This is a genomic window from Paracoccus alcaliphilus (genome assembly GCF_028553725.1).
Classification (GTDB): Bacteria; Pseudomonadota; Alphaproteobacteria; order Rhodobacterales; family Rhodobacteraceae; genus Paracoccus; species Paracoccus alcaliphilus.
In genome coordinates this window covers 767,860-793,150 of record NZ_CP067124.1, presented here as the reverse complement: position 1 = coordinate 793,150, position 25,291 = coordinate 767,860, and the positions used below count along the sequence as shown (strand labels likewise).

General features: G+C 62.1%; 22 protein-coding genes and 4 pseudogenes. 21 read left to right on the top strand and 5 right to left on the bottom strand.

All coding sequences use genetic code 11. From position 1 onward, the window contains the following. Nucleotides 1-5: 5 nt before the first annotated feature. Nucleotides 6-1,454: an aminotransferase class V-fold PLP-dependent enzyme gene (locus JHW40_RS04190; protein ID WP_090613827.1), complete on the bottom strand. Its 1,449-nt coding sequence runs from the start codon at nt 1,452-1,454 to the stop codon at nt 6-8. 91 nt (nt 1,455-1,545) lie between these two features. Between JHW40_RS04190 and JHW40_RS04185 the strand changes: the two genes are divergently transcribed. From JHW40_RS04185 to JHW40_RS04165, 5 genes are all read left to right on the top strand, one after another. After that, nucleotides 1,546-1,764, top strand: coding sequence for an Lrp/AsnC family transcriptional regulator (locus JHW40_RS04185; RefSeq protein ID WP_090613824.1), 219 nt, complete (start codon nt 1,546-1,548; stop codon nt 1,762-1,764). 116 nt (nt 1,765-1,880) lie between these two features. Then, entirely contained in the window at nt 1,881-3,377 is a 1,497-nt protein-coding gene (gene istA / locus JHW40_RS04180) for an IS21 family transposase (RefSeq protein WP_139208193.1), read from the top strand. After that, nucleotides 3,374-4,129 (top strand): IS21-like element ISPve1 family helper ATPase IstB, encoded by a 756-nt coding sequence (gene istB / locus JHW40_RS04175; RefSeq protein ID WP_090613819.1) that lies wholly within the window; start codon nt 3,374-3,376, stop codon nt 4,127-4,129. The genes istA and istB overlap by 4 nt, the downstream gene beginning before the upstream one ends. 49 nt (nt 4,130-4,178) lie before the next feature. Continuing rightward, nucleotides 4,179-4,634, top strand: coding sequence for a transposase domain-containing protein (locus JHW40_RS04170; RefSeq protein ID WP_090613817.1), 456 nt, complete (start codon nt 4,179-4,181; stop codon nt 4,632-4,634). Beyond that, the gene (locus JHW40_RS04165; protein WP_090618171.1) at nt 4,574-5,824 is read left to right on the top strand and encodes an IS256 family transposase; all 1,251 of its coding nucleotides are present in this window, start codon (nt 4,574-4,576) and stop codon (nt 5,822-5,824) included. Before JHW40_RS04170 ends, JHW40_RS04165 begins: the two co-directional genes overlap by 61 nt. 482 nt (nt 5,825-6,306) lie before the next feature. Here the strand turns inward: JHW40_RS04165 and JHW40_RS04160 are convergent, their stop codons facing one another. The 3 genes from JHW40_RS04160 to JHW40_RS04150 form a co-directional block, all read right to left on the bottom strand. Beyond that, the gene (locus JHW40_RS04160) at nt 6,307-6,894 is read right to left on the bottom strand and encodes a tyrosine-type recombinase/integrase (protein ID WP_090617893.1); all 588 of its coding nucleotides are present in this window, start codon (nt 6,892-6,894) and stop codon (nt 6,307-6,309) included. A gap of 88 nt (nt 6,895-6,982) precedes the next feature. Then, the gene (locus JHW40_RS04155; RefSeq protein ID WP_090617895.1) at nt 6,983-7,177 is read right to left on the bottom strand and encodes a hypothetical protein; all 195 of its coding nucleotides are present in this window, start codon (nt 7,175-7,177) and stop codon (nt 6,983-6,985) included. A 438-nt stretch (nt 7,178-7,615) separates the two neighbouring features. After that, complete coding sequence (locus tag JHW40_RS04150; RefSeq protein WP_139208302.1) at nt 7,616-8,185, bottom strand: helix-turn-helix domain-containing protein; 570 nt, start codon at nt 8,183-8,185, stop codon at nt 7,616-7,618. Between the two features lie 77 nt (nt 8,186-8,262). Here JHW40_RS04150 and JHW40_RS04145 point away from each other — a divergent pair, with 77 nt between their 5' ends. The 9 genes and pseudogenes from JHW40_RS04145 to JHW40_RS04110 all read left to right on the top strand — a co-directional run bounded on the left by JHW40_RS04145 (nt 8,263) and on the right by JHW40_RS04110 (nt 14,649). Further along, nucleotides 8,263-8,484, top strand: coding sequence for a helix-turn-helix domain-containing protein (locus JHW40_RS04145; protein WP_211657457.1), 222 nt, complete (start codon nt 8,263-8,265; stop codon nt 8,482-8,484). A gap of 378 nt (nt 8,485-8,862) precedes the next feature. Then, on the top strand, nt 8,863-9,387 hold the full coding sequence (locus JHW40_RS04140) for a TnsA endonuclease N-terminal domain-containing protein (protein WP_170851992.1): 525 nt from the start codon (nt 8,863-8,865) through the stop codon (nt 9,385-9,387). Next, entirely contained in the window at nt 9,384-11,852 is a 2,469-nt protein-coding gene (locus tag JHW40_RS04135; RefSeq protein ID WP_090617903.1) for a Mu transposase C-terminal domain-containing protein, read from the top strand. The genes JHW40_RS04140 and JHW40_RS04135 overlap by 4 nt, the downstream gene beginning before the upstream one ends. Further along, nucleotides 11,794-12,291 (top strand): DEAD/DEAH box helicase, encoded by a 498-nt coding sequence (locus tag JHW40_RS04130; RefSeq protein WP_211657458.1) that lies wholly within the window; start codon nt 11,794-11,796, stop codon nt 12,289-12,291. The genes JHW40_RS04135 and JHW40_RS04130 overlap by 59 nt, the downstream gene beginning before the upstream one ends. A 438-nt stretch (nt 12,292-12,729) precedes the next feature. Then, a pseudogene (locus JHW40_RS24120) lies at nt 12,730-13,245 on the top strand (DUF4123 domain-containing protein); the annotation flags it as partial. A gap of 133 nt (nt 13,246-13,378) precedes the next feature. Further along, a pseudogene (locus JHW40_RS04125) lies at nt 13,379-14,005 on the top strand (IS5-like element ISPlc1 family transposase); the annotation flags it as partial. Then, a pseudogene (gene tnpB, locus JHW40_RS04120) lies at nt 13,984-14,148 on the top strand (IS66 family insertion sequence element accessory protein TnpB); the annotation flags it as partial. The pseudogenes JHW40_RS04125 and tnpB, both read left to right, overlap by 22 nt. A 59-nt stretch (nt 14,149-14,207) precedes the next feature. Next, nucleotides 14,208-14,447: a hypothetical protein gene (locus JHW40_RS04115; protein ID WP_139208332.1), complete on the top strand. Its 240-nt coding sequence runs from the start codon at nt 14,208-14,210 to the stop codon at nt 14,445-14,447. Between the two features lie 7 nt (nt 14,448-14,454). Continuing rightward, nucleotides 14,455-14,649: a hypothetical protein gene (locus JHW40_RS04110; RefSeq protein ID WP_139208333.1), complete on the top strand. Its 195-nt coding sequence runs from the start codon at nt 14,455-14,457 to the stop codon at nt 14,647-14,649. A 62-nt stretch (nt 14,650-14,711) separates the two neighbouring features. Here JHW40_RS04110 and JHW40_RS04105 read toward each other — a convergent pair whose 3' ends face one another. After that, nucleotides 14,712-15,485 (bottom strand): FadR/GntR family transcriptional regulator, encoded by a 774-nt coding sequence (locus JHW40_RS04105; RefSeq protein ID WP_090618142.1) that lies wholly within the window; start codon nt 15,483-15,485, stop codon nt 14,712-14,714. A 556-nt stretch (nt 15,486-16,041) separates the two neighbouring features. Here JHW40_RS04105 and JHW40_RS04100 point away from each other — a divergent pair. The 7 genes and pseudogenes from JHW40_RS04100 to JHW40_RS04070 all read left to right on the top strand — a co-directional run bounded on the left by JHW40_RS04100 (nt 16,042) and on the right by JHW40_RS04070 (nt 25,285). Further along, on the top strand, nt 16,042-17,214 hold the full coding sequence (locus JHW40_RS04100; protein ID WP_272849062.1) for an acetyl-CoA C-acetyltransferase: 1,173 nt from the start codon (nt 16,042-16,044) through the stop codon (nt 17,212-17,214). Between the two features lie 77 nt (nt 17,215-17,291). Continuing rightward, nucleotides 17,292-17,432: pseudogene (locus JHW40_RS04095) on the top strand (beta-ketoacyl-ACP reductase); the annotation flags it as partial. A gap of 54 nt (nt 17,433-17,486) precedes the next feature. Beyond that, nucleotides 17,487-20,141 carry a pyruvate dehydrogenase (acetyl-transferring), homodimeric type gene (aceE, locus tag JHW40_RS04090; RefSeq protein ID WP_090617948.1) on the top strand — a complete coding sequence of 885 codons (2,655 nt, stop codon included), beginning with the start codon at nt 17,487-17,489 and terminating at the stop codon, nt 20,139-20,141. 22 nt (nt 20,142-20,163) lie between these two features. Further along, a complete protein-coding gene (locus JHW40_RS04085) occupies nt 20,164-21,402 on the top strand; it encodes a dihydrolipoyllysine-residue acetyltransferase (protein WP_090617950.1) in 1,239 nt (412 codons plus the stop codon). 14 nt (nt 21,403-21,416) lie between these two features. Continuing rightward, entirely contained in the window at nt 21,417-23,141 is a 1,725-nt protein-coding gene (gene lpdA / locus JHW40_RS04080; protein WP_090617952.1) for a dihydrolipoyl dehydrogenase, read from the top strand. A 62-nt stretch (nt 23,142-23,203) separates the two neighbouring features. Continuing rightward, entirely contained in the window at nt 23,204-23,668 is a 465-nt protein-coding gene (locus tag JHW40_RS04075; protein ID WP_090617954.1) for a hypothetical protein, read from the top strand. Between the two features lie 42 nt (nt 23,669-23,710). After that, nucleotides 23,711-25,285, top strand: coding sequence for a Re/Si-specific NAD(P)(+) transhydrogenase subunit alpha (locus JHW40_RS04070; protein WP_272848988.1), 1,575 nt, complete (start codon nt 23,711-23,713; stop codon nt 25,283-25,285). Nucleotides 25,286-25,291: the final 6 nt, after the last annotated feature.

Genomic DNA, 25,291 nt, shown 5'->3' with positions numbered 1-25,291 from the left:
AGCCTTCACTCTGCCGCCTGCATGGCCCGCCCCTGTGACAGGTCCGTCTTCGGCAGATAGCGGGCAGGTTCGCGCGCTATGGCACTGATCGCCGCCAGCACCGCATCGGCCTTGTCATCCGTCATCAGCGCGCTGAGGTTGAACCGCGTGAACCCGGGCCGTGCCGTATCATCGCCCGCGCGGATCCGGTCGCGGATCGCGGCGCTCTCATCGGCTTCGATGCCAAAGATCCGGTGGCCATAGGGACCGGCACAGGCACAGCCGCTGCGGGTCTGCACGCCGAAATGATCCGACAACGCCCGGGTGATCGCGCCATGTGGCAGGCGCTGCCCGGTCTCGGGATCGCACAGCCAGAAGGAAAAGAACGGCAGGGCGGGAACAGCCATACCCTGCCCTGCATGGTGCAACCCCGGCAAATCGGCAAATGCCGCTTCGGCCCGGGCGTGCAATGCCTGGTGGCGGCTGTCCAGCCAGCCCTGCCCCATCGCCTCTTTCACCACGATCGCCAGTGCCGCGCGCAGATCGCCCAGCACATCCGGCGTGCCTGCCTCCTCGCGGGTCTCGAGCGTGGCACTGTAATCATGGCCCCAGCTGGAGACATAAGTGACCGTGCCGCCCCCCGGCCAGACCGGCCGTTGCCGCACCACCGCATCGCGGCGCAGCACCAGAACGCCCGAGGCCCCCGGCCCGCCCACGAATTTATGCGGCGAAAAGACGATGGCATCCTTGGCATGCGCGGTGTCACAATCCATCGAGATCGGCAGATAGGGCGCGCCGCCCGCATAATCCCAGACCGCCCTTGCGCCATGATGTTTCAGCAGCCGGGTAACGGCCACCGTATCGGTCAGGATGCCGCTGACATTCGATGCCGCCGAAAAACTGCCGATCACCGGCCTGCCCGCCGCCGCGAGGAGTGCGGCCTCCAGCGCCTGCAGGCAGGGCCCGCCGGTCTCAGGATCCTCGGGGATCTCCTGCACTTCGGCGCCGCTTTCCCGCCAGGGCAGGATGTTGGAATGATGCTCATATGGCCCCACCAGCACCAGCGGATTGCGCCCCGCCGCCACATCCTCGGGCAGGCCCAGCAGCGCGACCAGCCGGTTCAGCCCGGCCGTTGCCCCGGCGCCGGCAAAGATCGTGGCGCAGCTGTCATCCGCCCCGCAATGCCGGGCAATCACCGCCCGCGCCTCGCGCCGCAGCCGGGTGACAAAGGCCCCGCAATGCGACCCCTCGGTATGGCTGTTGGCGTAGAAGGGCAGGATTTGGTCCAGCACCAGCTGTTCCACCTGCCGCAAGGCCCGGCCTGAGGCCACATAATCGGCATAGATCAACTGGCGCGGCCCTTGCGGCCCGTCAAAGCTGATCCCCTCACCTATCAGACCTGCGCGCAGCCGGTCGATATGGTCCGGGCCGACAAGCGCGGCGCGGAAACGGTCAAAGAACGGGGTATCACTCATGGCAGGCTCCGTCACTCTGCGCAGAGCCTAACCCCGGAAGGGGCAATAAAACCCCTCGTTCTTCACCTCTATTTCGGATAAATTGGGTCACATGAATGACAATGACCTGAAACTCGATGACTTTGATCGAAAGATCCTGAATGCCCTGCAGCGCGATGCCGCCCAGCCGCAGCGCGCATTGGCCGAGGCGGTGGGGCTGAGCCAGAATGCCTGCTGGCGCCGCCTGAACCGGTTGCAGTCGGCGGGCATCATCAAGGGCCATACGATCCGGCTGGATGCGACAGAACTGGGTCTGCCCCTGACCGTCTGAGAACGGCGGTGCGAAATTCGACCACGGTAGCGGCGGCATGATGCGGCTGCGGGCGGCTTAAAAGTCGTCCAGTTTTCCCTTTCTGCTGCAGCAGGGAGGGCGTGGGGATTTACAGCGTGGAGCTATATCTGAGAGTTCGTCAGGCTTGTGCGGAGGGCATGAGCCAGCGGGAAGCGGCACGGGTGTTTAATGTGTCGCGGGACACGGTTCGGAAGATGATGTCGTTTTCGGTTCCGCCCGGCTACCGTCGATCGGTCGAAGTCCGCCGCCCGAAGCTCGATCCGTTTATCCCGATCATCGAGGGGTGGTTGGAGGCGGACCGGACCATGCCACGCAAGCAGCGGCATACGGCGAAGCGGGTGTTCGACCGGCTTCGCGATGAGTGTGGCTTCACCGGCGGCTATACGATCATCAAGGATTACATCCGGGAACGTGAGCGACGTGGCCAGGAAGTATTCGTGCCTCTGTCGCATCCGCCGGGCCACGCTCAGGCCGACTTCGGCGAAGCCCTGGTCCGGATCGGCGGGGTCGAGCAGAAGGCACACTTCTTCGTGCTGGACCTCCCGCACAGTGATGGCTGCTACGTCCGGGCTTATCCTGCAGCGGTGGCCGAGGCCTGGGTGGATGGCCATATCCATGCATTCGCGTTCTTCGGCGCGGTTCCCCAGTCTGTGCTCTACGACAACGACCGGTGCCTGGTGGCGAAGATCCTGCCGGATGGAACCAGAAAGCGCGCTTCGCTGTTCAGCGGGTTCCTGTCGCACTACCTGATCCGGGATCGCTATGGCCGGCCGGGCAAGGGCAACGACAAGGGGAATGTCGAAGGCCTGGTGGGCTACTCTCGGCGCAACTTCATGGTGCCGCTACCGGAGTTCGCCACTTGGGACGCGTTCAATCTGTGGCTGGAGGAGCAGTGCCGCAAGCGTCAGCGCGCAGTCCTGCGCGGCGAAAGCGAGACGATCGGTGAGAGATTGCAGCGTGACCTTGCTGCGATGCGCGCCCTCCCGGCGGCGCCGTTCGATGCCTGCGATCAGGGCAACGGCCGGGTCTCGTCGCAATCTCTGGTGCGCTACAAGACCAACGACTACTCGGTGCCGGTTGTATACGGCCACCAGGATGTCTGGATCCGGGGCTATATCCATGAGGTGGTGATTGGCTGCCGGGGCGAGGTGATCGCCCGCCATCCCCGATGCTGGGATCGCGACGAACTGGTCTTCAACCCGATCCATTATCTCCCGCTGATCGAGCAGAAGATCAATGCGTTGGATCAAGCCGCCCCGTTACAGGGCTGGGACCTGCCGGAGGAGTTCGCCACCTTGCGCCGCCTGATGGAGGTGCGGATGAACCGACAGGGTCGGCGCGAATATGTTCAGGTCCTGCGGCTGTTGGAGGCCTTCGATCTGGCGGACGTGCGGGCGGCAGTGCTCCAGGCTCTTCGGATGGGGGCGCTCAGCTTCGATGCGGTGAAGCATCTGCTGCTGTGCCGGGTGGAGCATCGTCCGCCGCGACTTGACCTCGACTGCTATCCCTACCTGCCGAAGGCAACGGTCGAGAAGACCCGAGCCGGGTCTTACATGCGGCTGCTGTCGGGCGATGCGGAGGACGCGGCATGAGTGATGCCCCGGAAATTCTGCTCGCCCATCATCTCAAGGCGCTGAAGTTGCCGACGTTCCTGCGCGAGCATCAGAAGCTGGCCCGCCAATGCGCGGCGGAAGGGCTGGACCATGTCAGATACCTGGCACGGCTTGTCGAACTCGAGCTGATCGACCGGGAACGGCGAATGGTCGAGCGGCGCATCAAGGCCGCGAAATTCCCGGCCGTCAAAAGCCTGGACAGCTTCGACTTTGCGGCCATCCCCAAGCTTAACAAGATGCAGGTGCTGGATCTGGCCCGGTGCGAGTGGATCGAACGGCGCGAGAATGTCATTGCCCTCGGCCCGTCCGGCACCGGCAAAACCCATGTCGCCCTCGGCATCGGGCTGGCCGCTTGTCAGAAGGGCCTCTCGGTTGGCTTCACCACCGCCGCAGCGCTGGTCAGCGAGATGATGGAGGCCCGCGATGAGCGCCGCCTGCTGCGCTTCCAGAAGCAGATGGCCGGTTACAAGCTTCTCATCATCGACGAGCTCGGCTTCGTGCCCCTGTCGAAAACAGGTGCCGAGTTGCTGTTCGAACTGATCTCGCAGCGCTATGAGCGCGGATCGACCCTCATCACAAGCAATCTGCCCTTCGATGAATGGACCGAGACATTCGGCTCGGAGCGCCTGACCGGTGCGCTTCTCGACCGGCTGACCCACCACGTCAGCATCCTCGAGATGAACGGTGAAAGCTACCGCCTCGCCAACAGCACTGCCCGCAAGCGGCGCTGATCAAGATCCAGGCATCTTACAACTACTGGCCCTGACGGGCCAGTGCGCCATGGCACGCGCCAGCTATGTGCGAAGCGCGCGCGCCATGGCGCACAGCCTCGACAACTGGCCTGGTTTTGCAACGCCGCCGTGGCCGACTTTTGCGCCGCCGTTGACAGCACTATTTGCCGGGAATGAAATCGGCGCCGAGAACTGGGCCATGCTGGCCTCGCTGGTCGCCACCTGCAAGATGTCCAACGTGAACCCCGTCGACTATCTCGCCACCACCCTGCGCGCCATCCTCGACGGCCACCCGCAAAGCGGCATCGAAGACCTCATGCCTTGGCGCTTCAACCAGCCGTCAAGCATGGAGAAACGCGCGAAAGTTGGTGATGCCCGGAGGGGCGGCATATCATGGCGGTGTTCAGACGCCGTCAATTCTCAGCGGAGAAAGGGATATGCCACATGCACGACGATACCATCACCCGACTGCCCGATCCATCGGGTTTCGCGGCAGACGCGCTGACCGAAGTGATCAGGGCTGGCGCGCGCAAACTCATTGAGCAGGCGATCGAGGCGGAAATGGCGGCGCTCTTGGCCACCTTTTCAGACGAGAAGCTCGGCGATGGCCGAGCCCGGCTGGTGCGCCACGGAACCTTGCCCGAGCGCGAGGTGCTGACCGGGATCGGACCGGTTGCGGTGAAGGTGCCGCGCCTGCGCGACCGGGGTCCCGGCGAGGACAAGATCAGTTTCACCCCCAGCATCCTGCCGCGCTACCTTCGCAAGGCGAAATCGGTCGAGGAGTTGTTGCCATGGCTTTACCTCAAGGGCGTCTCCACGGGCGATTTCACCGAGGCGCTGGCGGCGCTCTTGGGACCGAACGCCAAGGGGCTGTCGGCCACGACGATCACGCGGCTGAAGGCCGACTGGTGGCACGACTACGAGGCCTGGCAGAAACGCGACCTTGATGCGCGTCGTTTCCTCTACATCTGGGCCGACGGCGTCTACTTCAAGCCGCGGATGGCTGAGGAAAAACAATGCGTTCTGGTGATCGTGGGCGCCGATGAATATGGCCGCAAGGAGCTGCTGGCGATGACAGACGGCTTTCGTGAAAGCACGCAAAGCTGGCGCGAGGTGCTGCTGGATCTGAGGCGGCGTGGTCTGAAACAGGATCCGAAACTGGCCATCGGCGACGGCGCCCTGGGGTTTTGGGCGGCCCTGCGGGAGGTCTTCGCCTCGACGCGGGAACAACGGTGCTGGGTCCATAAAACGATGAACGTTCTCAATGCGTTGCCGCAATCGGTGCAGGCCAAGGCGAAGGGTCATCTGCACGACATCTGGCAGGCCGGGACCCGCGCCGAGGCGGAGGCGGCCTTCGATTTCTTCGTCGAAACCTACGGCGTCAAATGGGACAAGGCGGTCGACAAGTTGGTCAAGGATCGCAGCGCGCTGCTGACTTTTTACGACTACCCGGCCGAACACTGGAAGCACATCCGGACATCAAACCCGATCGAAAGCACCTTCGCCACGGTCCGCCACCGGACGAAACGCACCAAGGGGTGCCTAAGCCGCCAGACCGGCCTCGCCATGGCGTTCAAGCTGATGATCGCCGCGCAGGGCAAATGGCGCAAGCTCGATGGCCGGAACCGGTTGCCCGAGATCATCCAAGGGGTTGAGTTCCGCGACGGCCTGCGCCAACTTCAAAACGCCGCCTGATCCGGCGTCACCAACTTTCGGCGATATCTCTCAAGCATGGCCGCGTAGGGTCTCGCCGTCGCGCTTACCAAGGAGGCAGATATCTTTCGGCTTTTCCGACCCCTGCAGGACTCGGACAGGGCGATCGCTGCGGTGTGCATAAAGGTCCGCCGAAACCGAGTGGCCGCGCCTGTGATGTTGCCCAGAAATCCGGCCGCCCCGCCAAGCTTGCCGCAACTGCCATCGGACGGCTTTCCGCCCTTCGAGCCGGTCAAAGCGCCAACGGTGCTGCGCTTGCAACGAATGACCGCTCGTGCGTTCTAAGGCCGCTGGTTAGCCGCGCCGCCGCAAGTCCGCTCACCGCCCTTCGTGACTGACCTGACGCCGGTCGTGCTGCGGCGGCGACGAACGTCCGCTCCTGCGTTCTGAGGCCCTTGGTATGCTGCACCGCGGTCAGGCGGCTCTCCGCCCTTCATGCTGTTCGCGGCGAGTGCATCATGCACCTACCACAGATCGTCGAACCGATGCGCCGCGGTTCGCGTGTAGTGGGCGGTATGCCGTGGATCCCGGTGCCCGAGGTAATCCTGGATCAACCGCAGGTCGCGGCCCTTGTTCGCCAGGGCAAAGCCGCAGGAATGACGCAGCATGTGGGGATGCACATGTCCAAGACCCGCGCGACTACCAGCCGTTCCGACAATGTAATTGACCGCCTGTCGCGTGAGCGGCTTCTTCCGCTCGGAGACGAACAGCCAGGGTAGCGCATCCTCCCGCCGCGCGAGCCAGCGCTTGATCGCCCGCAGCTCATCACCAGCGACCGGCTGCTCCACGCTAAGCCCGTTCTTCAACCGCGCGATCCAAACCCTCGATTGTGCGAGATCGACGTCCTGCCGACGCAATGCGATCGTCTCGGAGACGCGCAGTCCATGGCGGAACATCATCAGGATCAGGAGATGGTCACGCACACCGTAACGGCTCTTCTTGCTCGCGACGAGGAGCCGGTCGACATCTGGCTGACCAAGGTAGTCCCGGGCGCGAACATGGGCATCTGCCGGACGGTCGTCGGCACTCTTAACACTTCGCCGCTTGGGCATAAGCCTGCCACCCTTCGCAAATCCCTGTGTCGCCTAGCTCAGCCTACAGCAACTTTTGACACTAGGCACCTTCTGTAAAGAGTGAGTATCAGGGCTTCTGGCGCGCCTCCTCTTCAGCAAGGCGGTTCTTCAGTGCCTGCAGAATGAAATCCTCTATCTCCTTCACCCGCAGTCCGTGATCAAAAGCTAATCGATCCACAAGCTGGCTGATCTCGGGATTCTTGGGTCCATACAGGGCCCAGTCATCCAGGTCGTGACGGTCGGGATGGTGGCGAGGTGTCATCGTGCCCCTCTTTGCTCCGTGATGTCATCCTATCTAGGGAGCCTGTGCTCATCCGGCGTCAGCCGCGCCCGGCCCGACAGAACTCCTTGAACAGATTCAGGCGCGCTTGGGTTGTGCCGCTGACAGCTGCCCCTGGATGGCCGATCAGCGCTGCCAATCGCCTGTAGGCTTGCCACTCCCTCCAAACGGCATGTCCAAGCCAAAGGAACGCCGGCACAAGAAGCGCAGCGGATGACAGCCATAGGACTACTTCCCAAAGGGAAGCCTCCGCGACAGGGACCAGTGTGGAAAACTTGATTTGGCCAAGAACGAACACGATAGCGCTGGTCGTATAGACGGATCCCGCACGCCTGCTGTGCGCCATGGCCCGCGCCCAGGCCCGCTCAAGGTCAATCTGCGCCAGTCCCCGGTCAACCGAATATGGCGGCATGCATCACCTCACTCTTTCAGCAGATCGACCCAGTGCCTGACATCCGGCATCCCGACACGGGTTCCGTCCCGCAAAGCCTTCCACCACCCGGATATGATCTTGCCCTGATTCTTCGGCGGCAGCGACACCTGTGTCGCGACCAGATGGGCACCAAGCTCCTCGACAAAGGCGGCCAAGGCTTCTGCATCCTCACCTTCGCGGGGCAGACCTTGGCCCAGCAGGACCCAGTTTGGAGCAAGTCCATGGCATGCGCGGAGCTCGCGCAAGAGCTCCGCAGAGATGCTCCGCGTTCCTTTTTCATAATGCTGGTACGAGCGCGGCGACACGTTGAGGCTGGCGGCGAAGCCTGCCTGTGTCATCCCAAGGCCCACGCGGATCAGGGCCAGACGTTTGCCGATGGCCACATCGCTATCGGGATCAGGCACTACAGAAGAGGGCTGTTCGGGCACAACTGTCTCCAAGGCAGACAAAACGACGAGCAACCGGTGCCATGAGGCAAGAATGAAAACCCACGGCTCAGACGCACTTTCGGACGTATCAAGACCGCATACAAGATAATTACGTTGATAAAGACGCAATCCTAGTGCTAGCTTTCTTGTGAACTATCCACTCAACTCGTCGGGCTTGTGCCAACATGTTGCGATTATCACCGGAAGTGAACCTAGAACTGCACGATGAGATCAAGCGTGCGCTCAGGGCGCAGAAGGTCACGCTGCGCAGCATTGCCGAAGAAGCGGGCTGCAGCCTCAGCATGGCCTCAATGGTGTCGCAGGGATACAGATCCAGCAAGGTCGTCGAAGGGCTGATCGCCGAGAAGCTTGGCAAGAAACCGGAGACGCTCTGGCCCGACCGGTACAACCCAGAAAAGGAGCGCTGACATGAGCATCGGATAAAAAAGCGACCCCGAAAGCTGTCGCTTCCGAGGCCGCTGATCGATTGGTCGTCGATATGTAATCCTCCCGCGCCAGCTTCAAAAAGTCAAGCACGAGCGCTGCCACCGGCAGCGCCGCAACCCTTTTTGCCCTGAAACAGGAGAAGCGCCCTAGGGCGAATGGTTGTGCATGGCCATTCGCCGGGCCAACCAGCCATGAGCTATTCATCAGAGTCTTCGTTCAAGCGTCCCTTGCCTAGCAAGGCGACACGCAAACCACCGGCCCGATCCAAGGCCAGCAGCCGCGGTCATGTCACCGGTGGAGGGCCACCCTCCGGATCTCCGCCGCGTCTGCGGTACTTCGAAAGCAAGCGAGAGCAGGATGTGCTCTATCTGCTTCTGGCGCGTCCGGACGTCGTCGAAGTCTGGGATCAGCCGCCGCCCGTCTGCTATCAGGATACAACAGGCCGGAAGCGCAGCCACACCTTCGACTTCCTGATCGCCGTGACCAGTGGGAAGCGCATCGCCATCGCGGTGAAACCCGACGCGATCGCCGAGCGCCAAGGCTTCCGCGAAACCCTGCAGCGCATCCGCGCGGCAACTCCGCTCAGCTTCGCCGATAAGGTCGTGCTGATCACTGAAAGGTCCTACTGCCCATCGGCCGCCCGAAATGCGCAGAAGCTGCACGATTTCCGGCGAACCCCGGACCCCGAGGCTGACGGCTCTATCGAAACCCTGGTGCGGGGCCTCAGCGGCCCGACGACCATTGCCGAGTTGGTGGAAGCATCGGGACTCGGCGGTCGGGCCTTCCGCGCTGCATTCAAGGCCATCTACGCCGGCGTCCTACGCGCCATCGAACCGGGCGACATTCTTCCCACGACCCGCATCATTCCGGGGGCCTTGCAATGACCCGTCATTTTCGTGTCTCCGAGGCGGACTGCCTTGAAATCGCTGGCTCTGCGCATCGACTCATCCGATCAGACAAGACCGGAACGATCTGGGCGAGGCTGGATGACGACAATGTCCGTCTGTCGTTTACGGGTGAGGAGTTGCTCAGACTGCTCGCGGCGCCCGACACACGCCTGAAACGCGGTCAATTCTCTGATCAATCCGCATTTCTGAGGTTGCGGTGCGACTTCAAGTACATAGCAACTCTGCCCGCGGAAGAACGGAGCCGCATTCTCTGGCAGACGACATGCGCCAAGTTCTTCCTCGAATCGGAGGCGAGAGGCGACACCACGCGTTCGGAAGCCAGCGTCGAGGAGATCTTGGGAGAGCTCGAACAGTATGTGAACGCTGTGGAGCATAGCGGACAGGATGTGGGGCGTACGCCTCGGGCCGGTCAGGGTTACATCACTCGCAGGTTCCCTTGTGCACGTACGCTGCTGGAATGGGCGCGCCTCTATGAAAAGGCTGGGCGAAGCCCCCTCGTCTTCCTGCGCAAGCGTCGCCTTGGGCAAACTTCACGCAAGCTGATGGCCGAAGCTGAAACTCTGCTCGCAGAATGCGTATTCGGCTACCTCGATCGAAACGAGCCCTCTCAGCAGGACATCGTCACCATGGTCAAGGACCGGTTCAAAATCGAGAACACCGGGCGGGCCGAAGCTGGGAAGCCGTGTCTTCCAGTTCCCTCCGCTCGCACCGTCCGGCGCCGGATCAAGGCACTGGATCCATTCGAGGTCGTCGCCCAACGCAAAGGCATCGAGGCGGCCCGCAGGAAGTTCGGTTTTTACGAGGAGGGTCTTATGGCGGATTATCCGTTGCAGCGCGTTGAGATGGATGAATGGCAGATCGATCTTACAACGTTACTCGGTGACAGCGGCGCACTAGACGGGCTGCCGACGGAGGATCGGGCGAAGTTCAAGGTTGGACGGCGCTGGATCTATGTCGCCATCGACTGTGCCACCCGTTGCGTCCTGGGTTTCCGGATCGTTGCAACGCCGAATGCCCAGGATGCGATCCGCACGCTTAACCTGATCATTCAGGACAAGACACCGATCGCAGTGGCTTCTGGCTGCGTCAGCCGATGGGATCACTCAGGCGGCATCGGCGTCCTGGTGACCGATCAGGGCTCAGCCTTTGCCGCCGAGATCTTCCGCATGGCTGTGGCCGACCTAGGCGCGACCTATGAGGCACCACCGGCAGGCGTGCCGAAGCTGCGGGGCCGGATCGAGCGCATCTTCCGAACCTTCGGTCAGCAGCTTGCACCGATGCTGATCGGGCGGACCTTTTCCAACCCGACCGAGCGCGGCGATTACCCATCCGAGCAATGGGCCGCGCTGACCGATGACGAGCTCGCAGAAATCTTCACACTGTTCGTCGTCGATATCTATCACAACACGCCGCATTCGGGCCTGAAGGGAGAGACCCCGGCCAATGCCTGGAAGCGCCTGTCCACCGAACAAGGCGTCACGCCGCCACCCGATGCCAATCAGCGCCGCGCGGTCTTCGGAATCCCGCTCAGCCGGAAGCTGGATCGGCATGGTGTAAGGGTGTTCGGCGTCAACTACACCTGCCCGATGCTTCAGGAAGCGCTGATGCGCGGTGCAGACTCTGAAATCCCTGTCCGGGTCGATCCGGAGGATCTGATCTGCATCGAGTGTGTCGCGGAAAGCATGCACCGACATGGCCTTTCAGGCGCATTTCGTTGCGCCGACTGGCAGCTTGTCTCAATCAGAACCTGCGAGCGGCACGGGATCTGGCTGACCTCGCTGCCACACGAGATATACACGATCGCCAACTACGATGTCGTTCGCTGCATTGAACGGCATAGAACGCTGGTTGATGAGGCTAGCGACGGTGCCGTTTCGACCCCGTTGGAGGCGTACCTGAGGCGGCGGCTCGATGGTACCCGGCCTGGCTTGTGGCTGGATGCATTCCCGCTGCATGTTGTTTCTCGCCTCTCCGAGATGCTGGGCGCCCGTTTGGAGTTCGACTCCATGGTTCGTGCCGTCGATTTGACCGAGGAAATGCTGCATCGAGCAGGGGGATCCGGTTTTGCAGCAATCAAGGATGGCCCTGCAGTACTAAGACGCAATCTTGAGGGTTTGAAAAGCGATGCGATCCGCAAAGGCGGCTTCCAGCATGCCGCCGATCTGGGGGTCTTTTACCACTGGCTGTCAGCAAGCCGAGCCCCGAAGGAACTTCGACCGATCCAGCATATCGTCCGGAGTTTTATCATCGGCAACTATCCCCTCGATCCCGGTCGCGCCATCTTGGGCCAGACAGTCCATGAACCGAAGGTGCTCAGCCTGGAGCATGTGCGGAAGCGCCTCGAGATGCGCCCTGACCCTCGCCATGGCCGAGCGCCCATCCATGCCTGCGATCTATGCCGCTCTGACGGAGGACGAGGCCAGAAACGATCTGATCTTTGACGACGTTCTGAAATCACTGGAGGCCAAGCGCTCGCCGATCGTGCTGACCGAGCGCAAGGATCACCTCGATTACTTTCAAAAGCGGTTCTCCAGGTTCGCTAAGAACGTCGTCGTGCTCTGTGGCGGTATGTCGGCAAAGGATCGGAAGGCCGCACTGACGGCTTTGAGCGTTGCCGATGATGAAGAGCGGCTGATCCTCGCGACAGGGCGCTATATCGGCGAGGGCTTCGATGATGCGCGGCTCGACACCCTGTTCCTGACGATGCCGATCGCATGGAAAGGCACGCTGGCGCAATATGTCGGCAGGCTGCACCGGCGGCATGACGACAAGAAAGACGTGCTGGTGGTCGACTACGTCGACAGTTCGGTCCCGGTCCTCGCCAGAATGGCCGCCAAACGACGAACGGGCTATCGGGCGCTCGGCTATGTGATGGAGTGAGCCCGATAAGAACACCATACCGTCTGAGCGTCTATTTGCGCGAAATATTTTCGTCACTGCACCAACAAAGAAAACGGTATCCGGCGTCTGCGTCCCATTGAGATTTGCGGTTTCCGACCTGCGCCCGAGCGGCGATTTTTCTTCTGAGGTTTCAGAATGGTGTCGGAATGGCGGATGGCGGGGATGGATTTGTTGGGCGGTGCGAGGTTGTGGAGGCTCGACGGAGCAACCGGCGCTGGCCTGACGAGGTAAAGGCGCGGATTGTTGGCCCTGCCAGCAGATTTTGTGGCGCAGCCCGAGTTATCCCGCTCCTTTTCTTCGGAGCCGTTTTTTGTGCCGCTGGCGGTTGGCGACCCTTCTGATCAATCGGCAGAGACCGCGTGGCTGTTGCAAGATCGAAGGGTTGTCACCCCGCAGCAGTGATGCAATATCTCGCCCATGTCGGATATCTCGAGCACATCGCCCCAGTTTGATCCTTGGACGGATGGTCTTGCACAACATGGCTATGAAGCCCGTCTCGGCAAGCTCATCCATGTCGAGGTGATCGATGATGTCGTGCCTCTGGATCGTCAGTTCGGGATTTGGCCCAAACGGTGCGTCCCTCTCTTGATCGAACCAGTCCTGTTCGGACCTCACATGCGCCACGGGCAGACTTTCGCCTTGCTGGACGGGGCGCTGATCGAAGGGTTGCAGGAGAGGCTGGAGGACTCTGACCTGCCACATGTCTGCTTGTTTCAGGGAAGAGCATTGGAGGATTGGGGTCATGTCGCCCCTTGGCTGGTCGAACTGCAGCCGCAGCACGACCTGACCCGGGATTTGTTCACCAACGGTCGCGATGGCGGGCTATGGAGCAGGAACGCCGCGCTTTACTTGCGCTCGGCGCTGGATCTGACGCAATTGCGCGACTTCCTTCGCAAACTCAGCCGGATCCGCGATGCGTCTGGCCGCTGGATCCAGTTCCGGTTCTGGGCGGCGCCCTATCTGTCGCGCTACGTCCAGAAGCATGACCCCAGGGCTACACCCTATGTGACGGCGCTGTTGTCGGTCGCAACGCTGATCACACCCGAGCCTGTGCGCAGGCAGGTCTCGTGGTTCCAAAGGGCCGTTGCACCTGCTGATAGACAGCACCGGCATCAAGGTCGAGGGCGAAGGCGAGTGGCATGCGCGCAAGCACGGTGGCCCGAAGCGGCGTGTCTGGCGCAAGATTCATCTCGGGATCGACGAGCAAACGCTGGAGGTCAGGGCTGTCGAGGTCACCGGGAGCCACATCGGTGATGCGCCCGTTCTGCCCGATCTTCTCAGTCAAATCCCGGAGGACCAGGAGATCGGCAGCGTCACCGCCGACGGCGCTTACGACACGCGCAAATGCCACGATGCGATCGCCGACCGCAGCGCTCATGCCGTCATCCCGCCCCGCAAGAACGCGAAGCCCTGGAAAGCTATCACAGCCGGAGCCATGGCCCGAAACGAAGCCCTTCGCGCCGCGAAATATCTGGGGCGCACCCTCTGGCGACGATGGAGCGGATATCACCGCCGAAGCCGCATCGAAACAAAGATGCATTGTGTGAAACTGCTGGGCCAGCGCCTCATGGCGCGGGACTTCGACCGCCAGGTCGCCGAACTCCAGGTCCGTATCGCTGTCCTGAACGGTTACACCGCGCTCGGCATACCCGTCACGGAAGCTGAGGAACCCAGGGTGCGTGCATGTTCATGAAGCGGCTGGAGAGGGGCCGGTTCGTCTGGCCCTCGGCCAGGGAGGGCAAAGTCGCGCTGACGCCCGCACAGTTGTCCATGTTGCTGGAGGGGATCGACTGGCGGGCCCCGGAACGGGCGTGGCGGCCTCTGGCGGCGGGATAGTCCGCCAGTTCCCGCAATCAACGATTCCCATGAGGAATACAGTTGGATAAGCTTCCCGCATGCTCGATCCGACGTTGACCCTGCCCGAAGACCCCGAGGAGTTGCGCAGCTTCACCGCGCGGCTTCTGATCGAGGTGAAGGCGCAGGCAATCCTGATCGAGAAACTGCGGCACCAGTTGGCCGGCTATGCCGGCTTCGAGGACCCCTACCGAAGCTTGTGGCATCGAGACGACAGCCGGCGTCTGGGTGGAGGGGGTTCGTTACAAGAACCTCGTCTATTTCAACGCGTTCATCCGTGACCAACGCATGAAGCGTGCCTCAGAACGCATCGCTCAGCCCGGCGAGAAAATCTCGATCAAGATCGACCCCTTCGATCTCGGTGCCATCACCTTGGTGACGGACGATGACACGGTGCCAGTTCCTTGTCTGGACGACAGCATGCGCGGCAGATCACTGTCACGGTGGATGGATCAGCAAACGGAAAAGAAAACAAGTGGCTGAAGACCTTCGCAGAGTCCGTGACTATCTGATTCATAGCACCCATGCGTGATCCGCATGAGCGACTATTCTGCGGAGTTCATTCTCATCGCAGCGCGCCGTTCACGACGTTGCAATTCCTGTCCCAGCCTCAGAGAATGCTCGACGAAATCAATATGGTTGCGCGCTGCCTTTTCGGCGCGTTCGGCATCGCCGGCGATGATGGCGTCGATGATTTCCAGATGCTGCTCGAGAAGATCGCGCCCGCTGTTGTCCATCGTGCGCAGAAGATCGCGGTTATAGAATATACCCTTGCGCGTCAGGTCATAAACCGATGCCATCATGTGAATCAGCGTGGTGTTGTGGCTGGCGTCAACGACCGCGACATGCAGCCGGAAATCGGCCTCGCGGGCAGCGTCAGGATCCTCGCTTTCCCATGATTGCTCAAGGTCCGCCCGCACCGCAGCCAATCGGAACTTGTCCGCCTGCGTGGCCCGCTGCGCTGCAAGACGTGACGCAAAACCTTCCTGCTCGCGCCGATATTCGAGATAATCATAAAGCGCATCGCCGTGCCGCGCATACAGCGACAGCATCGCCGGTGACATCGCCCGCCCCGTCAGCTCGGCAACGAAAGTGCCGTCGCCATGCCTGACAGTAACAAGATTTCTGTCCTCGAGAATCTGCAACGCTTCCCGCAGCTTTGGTCTGGAGACCCCGAATGCCTCTGCCAGCTCGCGCTCGGACGGCAGCCGGACGCCTTCTTTCAGGATGCCGTCGACGATCATGGTCTCGACCTTGCCCACCACCACATCGACGATCGACGCGTGGTCGATCGGCTCGAAAACCTCCTTGGCGATCATGGCGGCCGCATCCTCCGGAAAATTCGTCCATATAATTTACCTCGCCCGCATGGCCATTCATAGGGAAAGTTCTCTGGCGGCGATAAACTCTTCTTCAAAACAGTGTCTTGACGAAGTTTCTTGCCTGATCACCTCCCTAGACGCGCAGCACTGGCCCGCTGCGTATCCTTGCACGATGCAAAAGTGGTAAACTTTATTATTGACTGGATTCAAAGGTAAAGTATATACACCATTGGTATGCAGTGCGTTCCGATGCGCTGCGGACCGGGCGCGCTGAGGGGAGGCCGCGCAACCGGATGACGCGGATGAGCGATTCGACGGGTAGTCTAACCTGAATTCCGAACAGGCGACGGATTTCCCGGATGAAGACCTGCCGCGCGCTCTGCTCTGCCTCCGGCACTGAAGCGGTAATGAGGCTCGCCTTGATCCCGACGGTCAGCAATATCGGCAACCCTTGGCCCGATTGGCGCGGCGCTTCACGGTATTCAAGGACAGCTGAACCCGCGACATTTCCATTCGATGGTCCGACAACCAGCCAGGAACAGGAGGTTACTCCATGACCAAAGCCGTAATTGTTTCCGCCGCCCGCACGCCGGTCGGCAGTTTTCTGGGATCTTTCGCGAATATCCCGGCGCATGATCTTGGCGCCGCGGTGCTGAAAGAGGTCGTGGCCCGCGCCGGCGTCGATCCGTCCGAAATCAGCGAGACGATCCTGGGACAGGTGCTGACCGCCGCACAGGGGCAGAACCCCGCGCGTCAGGCCCATATCAATGCCGGGCTGCCGCAGGAATCCGCCGCATGGCTGCTCAATCAGGTCTGCGGCTCGGGACTGCGGGCGGTGGCGCTGGCCGCGCAGCAGGTGGTGCTGGGCGATGCCACAATCGTGCTGGCGGGCGGTCAGGAAAGCATGTCGCTTTCGACCCATGCCGCCTATCTGCGCGCCGGGCAGAAGATGGGCGACATGCAGATGGTCGATACCATGATCCGCGACGGGCTGTGGGACGCCTTCAACAACTATCACATGGGCCAGACCGCCGAAAACGTGGCCGAGAAATGGGGCATCACCCGCGACCAGCAGGATGAATTCGCCGTCGCCTCGCAGAACAAGGCCGAAGAGGCGCAGAAGGCGGGCCGGTTCGATGACGAGATCATGGCCTATACCGTCAAGACCCGTAAGGGCGAGGTGACCGTGGACAAGGATGAATATATCCGCCACGGCGCCACGCTGGAGGCGATGCAGAAGCTGCGCCCGGCCTTTGCCAAGGATGGCAGCGTGACCGCCGCCAATGCCTCGGGGCTGAATGACGGCGCCGCCGCGGTGATGGTGATGACCGAGGATGAGGCCAGCCGTCGCGGTCTGACGCCGCTGGCGCGCATCGCATCCTATGCGACGGCGGGTCTGGACCCGGCGATCATGGGCACCGGCCCGATCCCGGCCAGCCGCAAGGCGCTGGAAAAGGCCGGTTGGTCGGTCGGCGATCTGGATCTGGTCGAGGCGAACGAGGCCTTCGCCGCGCAGGCCTGCGCCGTCAACAAGGACATGGGCTGGGACCCGGCGATCGTGAACGTGAACGGCGGTGCCATCGCCATCGGCCACCCCATCGGCGCCTCGGGCTGCCGCATCCTGAACACGCTGCTGTTCGAGATGAAGCGCCGCGACGCGAAAAAGGGCCTCGCCACCCTGTGCATCGGCGGCGGCATGGGCGTCGCCCTCTGCCTCGAACGCTGAGCCTTTGGCCCGTCTCGCGGCAATGATGTTGCGCCCGGCGGCCCGACTTGACGACATAAACTAAAAAGGGGGGAGAAATGTCCAGAAACGCAATCGTCACCGGTGGTTCGCGGGGGATTGGTGCCACCATTTCAAAGGCGCTACAGGCGGCGGATTGTGCCGGCGCGGGCAATGACGACGCTGCCAAAGCCTTTACCGGGGAAACCGACATCATCACCGGATCGACCATCTCTGCAAACAGCGGACAGCTCTTCAGCTAAGGGACGCATGCCATGACCGAATTCGGCCCCGATATTGACCCGATCGAATCCCAGGAATGGCAGGATGCCGTTGCGGATGTCATTGAACGCGACGGTCCGAACCGGGCGCATTTCCTGCTGGACAAGGCGGTTCAACAGGCCCGCGCCGCTGGCGCCACGCTGCCATTTTCCGCAACGACGCCCTATCAGAACACGATCCCGACGGATGACCAGTACGATTTCCCCGGCGATCCGGAGATGGAGTGGCGGATCCGGACGATCAACCGTTGGAACGCCATGGCCACGGTCGTACGGCGCAACAAGGAATCCAGCGAATATGGCGGTCATATCGCCTCGTTCGCCTCATCGGCTGTCATGTATGATGTCGGCCTGAACCATTTCTGGCGTTCGAAATCGGCCATTCATGGCGGCGATCTGGTGTTCTTTCAGGGCCATGTGATCCCCGGCATCTATGCGCGATCCTTCATGGAAGGACGTATCAGTGAAGAACAACTGCTGAATTTCCGCTCGGAGGTCGGCGGAAATGGCCTTTCGTCCTATCCGCATCCCTGGCTGATGCCGGATTACTGGCAGTTCCCGACGGTCTCGATGGGGCTGGGACCGCTGATGGCGATCTATCAGGCGCGGTTCATGAAATACATGCATCACCGGGGCCATATCGACATGGCCGACCGCAAGGTCTGGTGCTTTCTGGGCGATGGCGAAATGGACGAACCGGAAAGCCGCGGCGCCATCGACCTTGCCGTGCGCGAAAAGCTCGACAACCTGATCTTCGTGATCAACTGCAACCTGCAACGCCTCGACGGCCCGGTGCGCGGCAATGGCAAGATCGTGCAAGAGCTTGAGGGCGGCTTTCGCGGTGCAGGCTGGAACGTCATCAAGCTGTTGTGGGGCAAGGGTTGGGACCAGCTTCTTGAGAATGACACGACCGGCCGGTTGCGGCAGTTGATGGACGAAACGCTGGACGGCGATTATCAGACCTTCAAATCGAAGGACGGCGCATATATCCGCAAGCACTTCTTCGGCAAATACCCCGAAACGGCGGCACTGGTCGAAGACTGGACCGACGACCAGATCTGGAGCCTGCGTCGCGGCGGCCACGACCCCGAAAAGGTCTATACCGCCTTCCGCAAGGCGACCGAAACCAAGGCCCAGCCAACCTGCCTGCTGATCAAGACCGTCAAGGGTTATGGCATGGGCACGGCCGGCGAAGGCCAGAACACCACCCATCAGCAAAAGAAACTGGCCGAGGATCAGCTGCGCGCCTTCCGCGACCGCTTCAACATCCCGGTTTCGGACGAAGATCTGCCGAAAGCGCCCTTTGTGGCGTTGAACAATGCGCAGAAAGCCTATCTGGCCGACCGTCGCAAGGCGCTGGGGGGCGCCTTTCCGCAGCGCAATTCCGTGGCGCCCGCATTGCCGATCCCGCCTCTTGAAACGTTCAAGACGCAGTTGCAGGGAACCGGCGATCGCGAGATCTCGACCACGATGGCATTCGTGCGGATCCTGACCACACTGATCCGCGACAAGGGGGTGGGCAGGCATGTCGTGCCGATCGTGCCGGACGAAAGCCGCACCTTCGGGATGGAGGGGCTGTTCCGCTCGGTCGGGATCTACAACCCCGAGGGCCAGAACTATACGCCCGAAGACCGCGAACAGATGTCCTATTATCGGGAATCCACCGACGGACAGGTGCTGCAAGAGGGTATCAACGAGGCCGGTGCGATGGCCGACTGGATCGCGGCGGCGACCTCTTATTCGAACCACGGCGTGCCGGTGATCCCGTTCTTCATCTATTACTCGATGTTCGGCTTTCAGCGCATCGGGGATCTGGCCTGGGCCGCAGGCGACAGCCGTGCGCGAGGCTTCATGCTGGGCGGCACCGCAGGCCGCACGACCCTGAACGGCGAGGGATTGCAGCACGAGGACGGGCACAGTCATATCCTTGCCGGGACGATTCCCAACTGCATTTCCTATGACCCGACCTTCCAGCACGAGGTGGCGGTCATCATCCATCACGGTCTGAAACGGATGTATGAACTGCAGGAGGATGTCTATTTCTACCTGACCCTGATGAACGAGAATTACAGCCATCCCGACATGCCCGCCGGTGTGGAAGAGGGCATCATCCGGGGTCTCTATCGTTTCCGCGAGGTGAAGAAGCCGGGCAAGAAGCATGTCAACCTGATGGGTTCGGGCACCATTCTGGTGCAGGCCCTGAAGGCAGCCGAGATGCTGGAGGCGGATTTCGGCGTCACCGCCGACATCTGGTCGGCCACCAGCTTCAATGAACTGGCGCGCGACGGGCAGGATGCCGAGCGCGCAAACAGGCTGAACCCGCTGGCCGAACCGCGTGTGCCCTATGTCACGCAGGAACTGGCCAGGGCGACCGGGCCGGTGATCGCCGCGACCGATTACATGAAGAACTATGCCGAGCAGATCCGCGCCTTCGTGCCGGGCCGCTACACAGTGCTTGGGACGGACGGTTTCGGCCGCTCGGACAGCCGCGTCAATCTGCGGCGCTTCTTCGAGGTCGATGCGAACCATATCGCGGCGGCTGCCATGGTCGATCTGTACCGCGAAGGCAACATCAACAAGGCCACGCTGACGGCGGCACTGACCAAATACGACATCAACGGCGACAAGCCGAACCCCCGGCTGGTCTGACCCGGGACGAGGAGACTGGAAAATGACAATCGAAGTGAACGTTCCCGACATCGGCGACTTCTCGGATGTCCCGGTGGTCAGCATCCTGGTGAAGATCGGCGATACCGTCGCCAGGGAAGACCCGTTGATCGAACTTGAATCCGACAAGGCAACGATGGAGGTGCCCAGCCCGGCTGCCGGCAAGATCGCCTCGATTGCGGTCAAGGAGGGCGACAAGGTCTCGGAAGGCGCATTGATCCTGACGCTGGAAGGCGAGGCCGCTGCCGAAGCGCCCGCTGTGGCGCCTGCGCCCGCCGTTGCCGCCGCATCCACGCCCACTCCGGCGCCGGCACCGGTCACGGATTCCGGCTTTGGCAAGGCACACGCCTCGCCTTCGGTCCGCGCCTTCGCCCGCCAGGTCGGCATCGACCTCGCCAAGGTCAATGGCAGCGGACGCAAGGGGCGCATCCTGCGCGAGGATGTGACAGCAGCCCTCAAGGCCGGCACGGTACCGGTCGCCGCTGCCGGGACTGGTCAGGGCGGAATGGGCATCCCGCCGATCCCTGTCATCGACTTTTCAAAATTCGGGCCGGTCGAGAATGTCGAGATGGCCCGCATCAAAAAGCTTTCGGGTCCGGCACTGCACCGTTCATGGCTGAACGTGCCGCATGTCACGCATCAGGAAGAGGCCGACATCACCGAGATCGACAAATACCGCAAGGAGCTGGACGACGAGGCGAAAAAGGACGGCTATCGCGTCACATTGCTGTCCTTCGCGATCAAGGCCAGCGTCTCGGCGCTGAAAAAGCACTGGGAGTTCAACTCGTCGATCCATCCCGACGGCGACAAGCTGATCCGGAAATCCTACTACAATATCGGTTTCGCGGCCGACACGCCGAATGGCCTGGTCGTGCCGGTAATCAAGGATGCCGACCGCAAGGGAATCATCGAGATTTCGAAAGAGCTGGGCGATCTCAGCGCCAAAGCCCGCGCCGGAGAGCTGAAATCGGCGGACATGCAGGGCGCGACGTTCACGATATCCTCGCTTGGTGGAATCGGCGGTACCGCCTTCACGCCGATCGTGAACGCGCCCGAGGTCGCCATACTTGGGCTGACCCGTTCAAGGATGGCGCCGGTCTGGGATGGCGAGCAGTTCGTGCCGCGAAACATGCTGCCGATGTCGCTCAGCTATGACCATCGTGCGATCGACGGGGCGCTGGCGGCCCGCTTTGCCGCGACGCTGAAGTTCCTGCTTGGCGACGTGCGCCGGATCATGCTTTGACGGAGGGATTGAACATGGAAGTCAAGGTCCCCGATATCGGCGATTTCTCGGACGTGCCGGTCATCAATATCCTGGTGGCGGTCGGCGATACCGTCGCCAGGGAAGATCCGCTGATCGAGCTGGAATCCGACAAGGCGACGATGGAGGTTCCTTCACCCGCTGCGGGCAGGATCGTTTCCATCGCGGTCAAGGAAGGCGACAAGGTCGCCGAAGGTTCACTGATCCTGACGCTGGAAGCGGCGGAAGGCGGCGCTGACGGATCGGGCGGCGGCGCGGCCACCCCCGCCCCTGCCCAGCCAACCGCGACGGCCACCAGCCACGGCGACCTTCACGCCGAGGTCGTGGTTCTGGGGTCCGGGCCCGGCGGCTATACCGCCGCCTTTCGGGCGGCTGATCTGGGCAAGAAGGTCGTGCTGATCGAGAAGAACCCGACCCTTGGCGGGGTCTGTCTGAATGTGGGCTGCATCCCGTCCAAGGCGCTTCTTCACGCCGCCAAGGTCATCACCGAGACCGAAGAGATGGGCGGTCACGGCATCGCCTTTGCGGAACCCACGGTCGATCTCGACAAGCTGCGCGGCTGGAAGGACTCGGTCGTCAGGCAGCTGACGGGCGGATTGTCGGGGCTGGCCAAGGGACGCAAGGTGCAGGTCGTGTCGGGATATGGCCGATTCACCGGCCCGAACATGATCGAGGTCGAGGACGGCGGCACGAAGACCACGGTCAGTTTCGATCAGTGCATCATCGCCGCAGGCTCGGAACCCGTCACGCTGCCCTTCATCCCGCATGACGACCCGAGGGTGATCGATTCCACCGGCGCACTGGAACTGGGCGGCATCCCGGACCGGCTGCTGGTACTGGGCGGCGGGATCATCGGGTTGGAAATGGCATGCGTCTATGACGCCCTCGGCTCCAGGATCACGGTTGTGGAACTGATGGATCAGATCATCCCCGGCGCCGACAAGGATATCGTCAAGCCGCTGCACAAAAGGATCGAGGGGCGCTATGAGAAAATCCTTCTCAAGACCAGGGTTACCGGCGTCCAGGCCGGCGACAGCGGGCTGACGGTCACTTTCGAGGACGAGGCGGGCGGCACCACGACCGACATATTCGACAAGATCCTTGTCGCCGTCGGACGCCGCCCGAATGGTGGGCTGATCGGTGCCGAGGCTGCGGGCGTTGTGGTTGACCAGCAGGGTTTCATCGCCGTGGACAGCCAGCAACGCACCAATGTGCCCCACATCTTCGCCATTGGCGATGTGGTTGGCCAGCCGATGCTTGCCCACAAGGCCGTGCATGAAGGCAAGGTCGCGGCAGAGGTCACCGCCGGTCACAACCGCCATTTCGACGCCCGCGTGATCCCGTCGGTCGCCTATACCGACCCTGAGGTCGCCTGGGTGGGCGTCACTGAAACCACCGCCAAAGCCGAGGGCCGCAAGATCGGCAAGGGCGTTTTCCCCTGGGCCGCTTCCGGGCGGTCACTGTCGCTGGGGCGGTCAGAGGGCATCACCAAGGTCATTTTCGACGAAGCCGACGACCGGGTGATCGGTGCGGCCATTGTCGGGCCGAATGCGGGCGATCTGATCGCCGAAGTGGCGCTGGCGATCGAGATGGGCGCTGATGCCGTCGATCTGGGCCACACCATCCATCCCCACCCCACCCTGAGCGAGACGGTGAATTTCGCCGCCGAGATGTTCGAAGGCACCATCACTGACCTGATCCCGCCCAAAAAGCGGCCCTGACCGGCCAACGACGATGTTCTGTCTGCAACTGTCACACTCACGCATATGCACAAGGTGAAGCCATGACCGACAAGAAAACCACCCCGAACTTCGAGAATGCATTCAAGGCGATCGACCCCAAGACGCTCTTTCCGTTCTTCAACAGTGATGTCTTCGGAGAGTGGTTCCGGAGCCAGGGCTTCGATGATCTGAACCCGATCACGATCATGCAGATGCATCAGGACCGGCTGACCGCGCTGGCGCAGGCCAATGAGGCGGCGATGAGCTTCTATCGTGTCCAGCTTGAACGTCAGGCAAAGCTGTTCGACGGCGTCATCCGGGCGACATGGGCAGGTCTTGAGAAAAGCGATCTGTCCGGTTCTGCCGAAGCCACGAAGCAGAATCTCGAACATTACAAGGCCGCCACGGACAAGGCGGTCGAACTGATGCGGCGATATTCCGAAGAAACCGCGACCGCCGCCCAGAATGCCTATCAGAAAGTGTCAGCCGAGATCGAGGCATCCGTCAGGGATCATCGGAAGTCCTGACCGGGTTCCGCTGATATCTTACCGGAAGGAGAGGATCAGGCCATGAAGATCGGCGCGTTGAAGGAGAGTTTTGAGGGGGAGGCTCGTGTTTCGATCACGCCCTCCTCGTCCTTGCATCTCCAGAAACTGGGACATGAGGTATTCATCGAATCCGGGGCTGGCGCGCGCGCCGGTTTCTCGGACGAGGATTACGCGGCGGCGGGGGTGACGGTCGAGGCGACGGCGGCCAGCCTTCTGGCGGCGGTCGATGTGGTGGCCAGGGTGCGCCCCCCCAGCGAGAGCGAAATCGGCCAGATGCGCGAAGGCCAGACGCTGATCTCGTTCTTTTATCCGGCGCAGAACAGCGAGTTGCTGGAAGCAGCCCGCCAGCAGGGCATCACCGCCATCGCCATGGACATGGTGCCGCGGATCTCGCGGGCGCAGAAGATGGACGCGCTGTCCTCGATGGCCAATATCGCCGGTTACCGTTCGGTGATCGAGGCGGCCAACAATTTCGGCCGTTTCTTCACCGGTCAGGTGACGGCGGCGGGCAAGGTGCCTCCGGCCAGGGTTCTGGTGGTGGGCGCGGGCGTGGCCGGTCTGGCGGCGATCGGGGCTTCGGTCAGTCTGGGCGCGCAGGTTTATGCCTTCGACGTGCGCCCCGAAGTGGCCGAGCAGATCGAATCGATGGGGGCCGAGTTCGTCTTTCTCGATTTCGAGGAACAGGCGCAGGACGGGGCCGCGACCGGCGGCTATGCCGCGCCCTCCAGCCCGGAATTCCGCGAAAAGCAGCTGGAGAAGTTCCGCGAGCTGGCGCCGCAGATGGATATCGTCATCACCACGGCGCTGATCCCGGGCCGCGATGCGCCCAAGCTGTGGACGAAGGACATGGTCGAGGCGATGAAGCGCGGCAGCGTCATCGTCGATCTGGCCGCCGAAAAGGGCGGCAATTGCGATCTGACCGTGCCGGACGAGCGGATCGTGACCAACAATGGCGTGACCATCATCGGCTATACCGATTTCCCCTCGCGCATGGGTGCACAGGCCTCCGAGCTTTACGGCAACAACATCCGCCATTTCATGTCCGATCTGACGCTGAAGAAAGACGGCGTGATCGACCACAACATGGAGGACGACGTGATCCGTGGCGCCACCGTCACCCGCGATCACGACATCACCTGGCCGCCTCCGCCGCCGAAGGTTGCGGCCATCGCGGCGCAGAAGCCCAAGGAGAAGAAGAAGGAACTGACGGTCGAGGAGCGCCGTGCCGCCGAGGTCGCGGCCTTCCGCGCCGAGACCAGAAGCCAGGTCACGCTGCTGGTGGCCGGGGGTCTGTTCCTGCTGCTGATCGGGCTGGTCGCTCCGGCCAGCTTCCTGTCGCATTTCATCGTCTTCGTGCTGGCCTGTTTCGTGGGCTTCCGGGTGATCTGGAACGTCGCCCATTCGCTGCACACGCCGCTGATGGCGATCACCAATGCGATCTCGTCGATCATCATTCTGGGGGCGCTGATGCAGATCGGCTCGGGCTCGGCCTGGGTGGTGGTGCTGGGGGCGCTGGCGGTGCTGATGGCGGGCGTCAACATCTTCGGCGGCTTCCTCGTCACCCGGCGCATGCTCGCCATGTTCCAGAAATCGTAAGGAGGG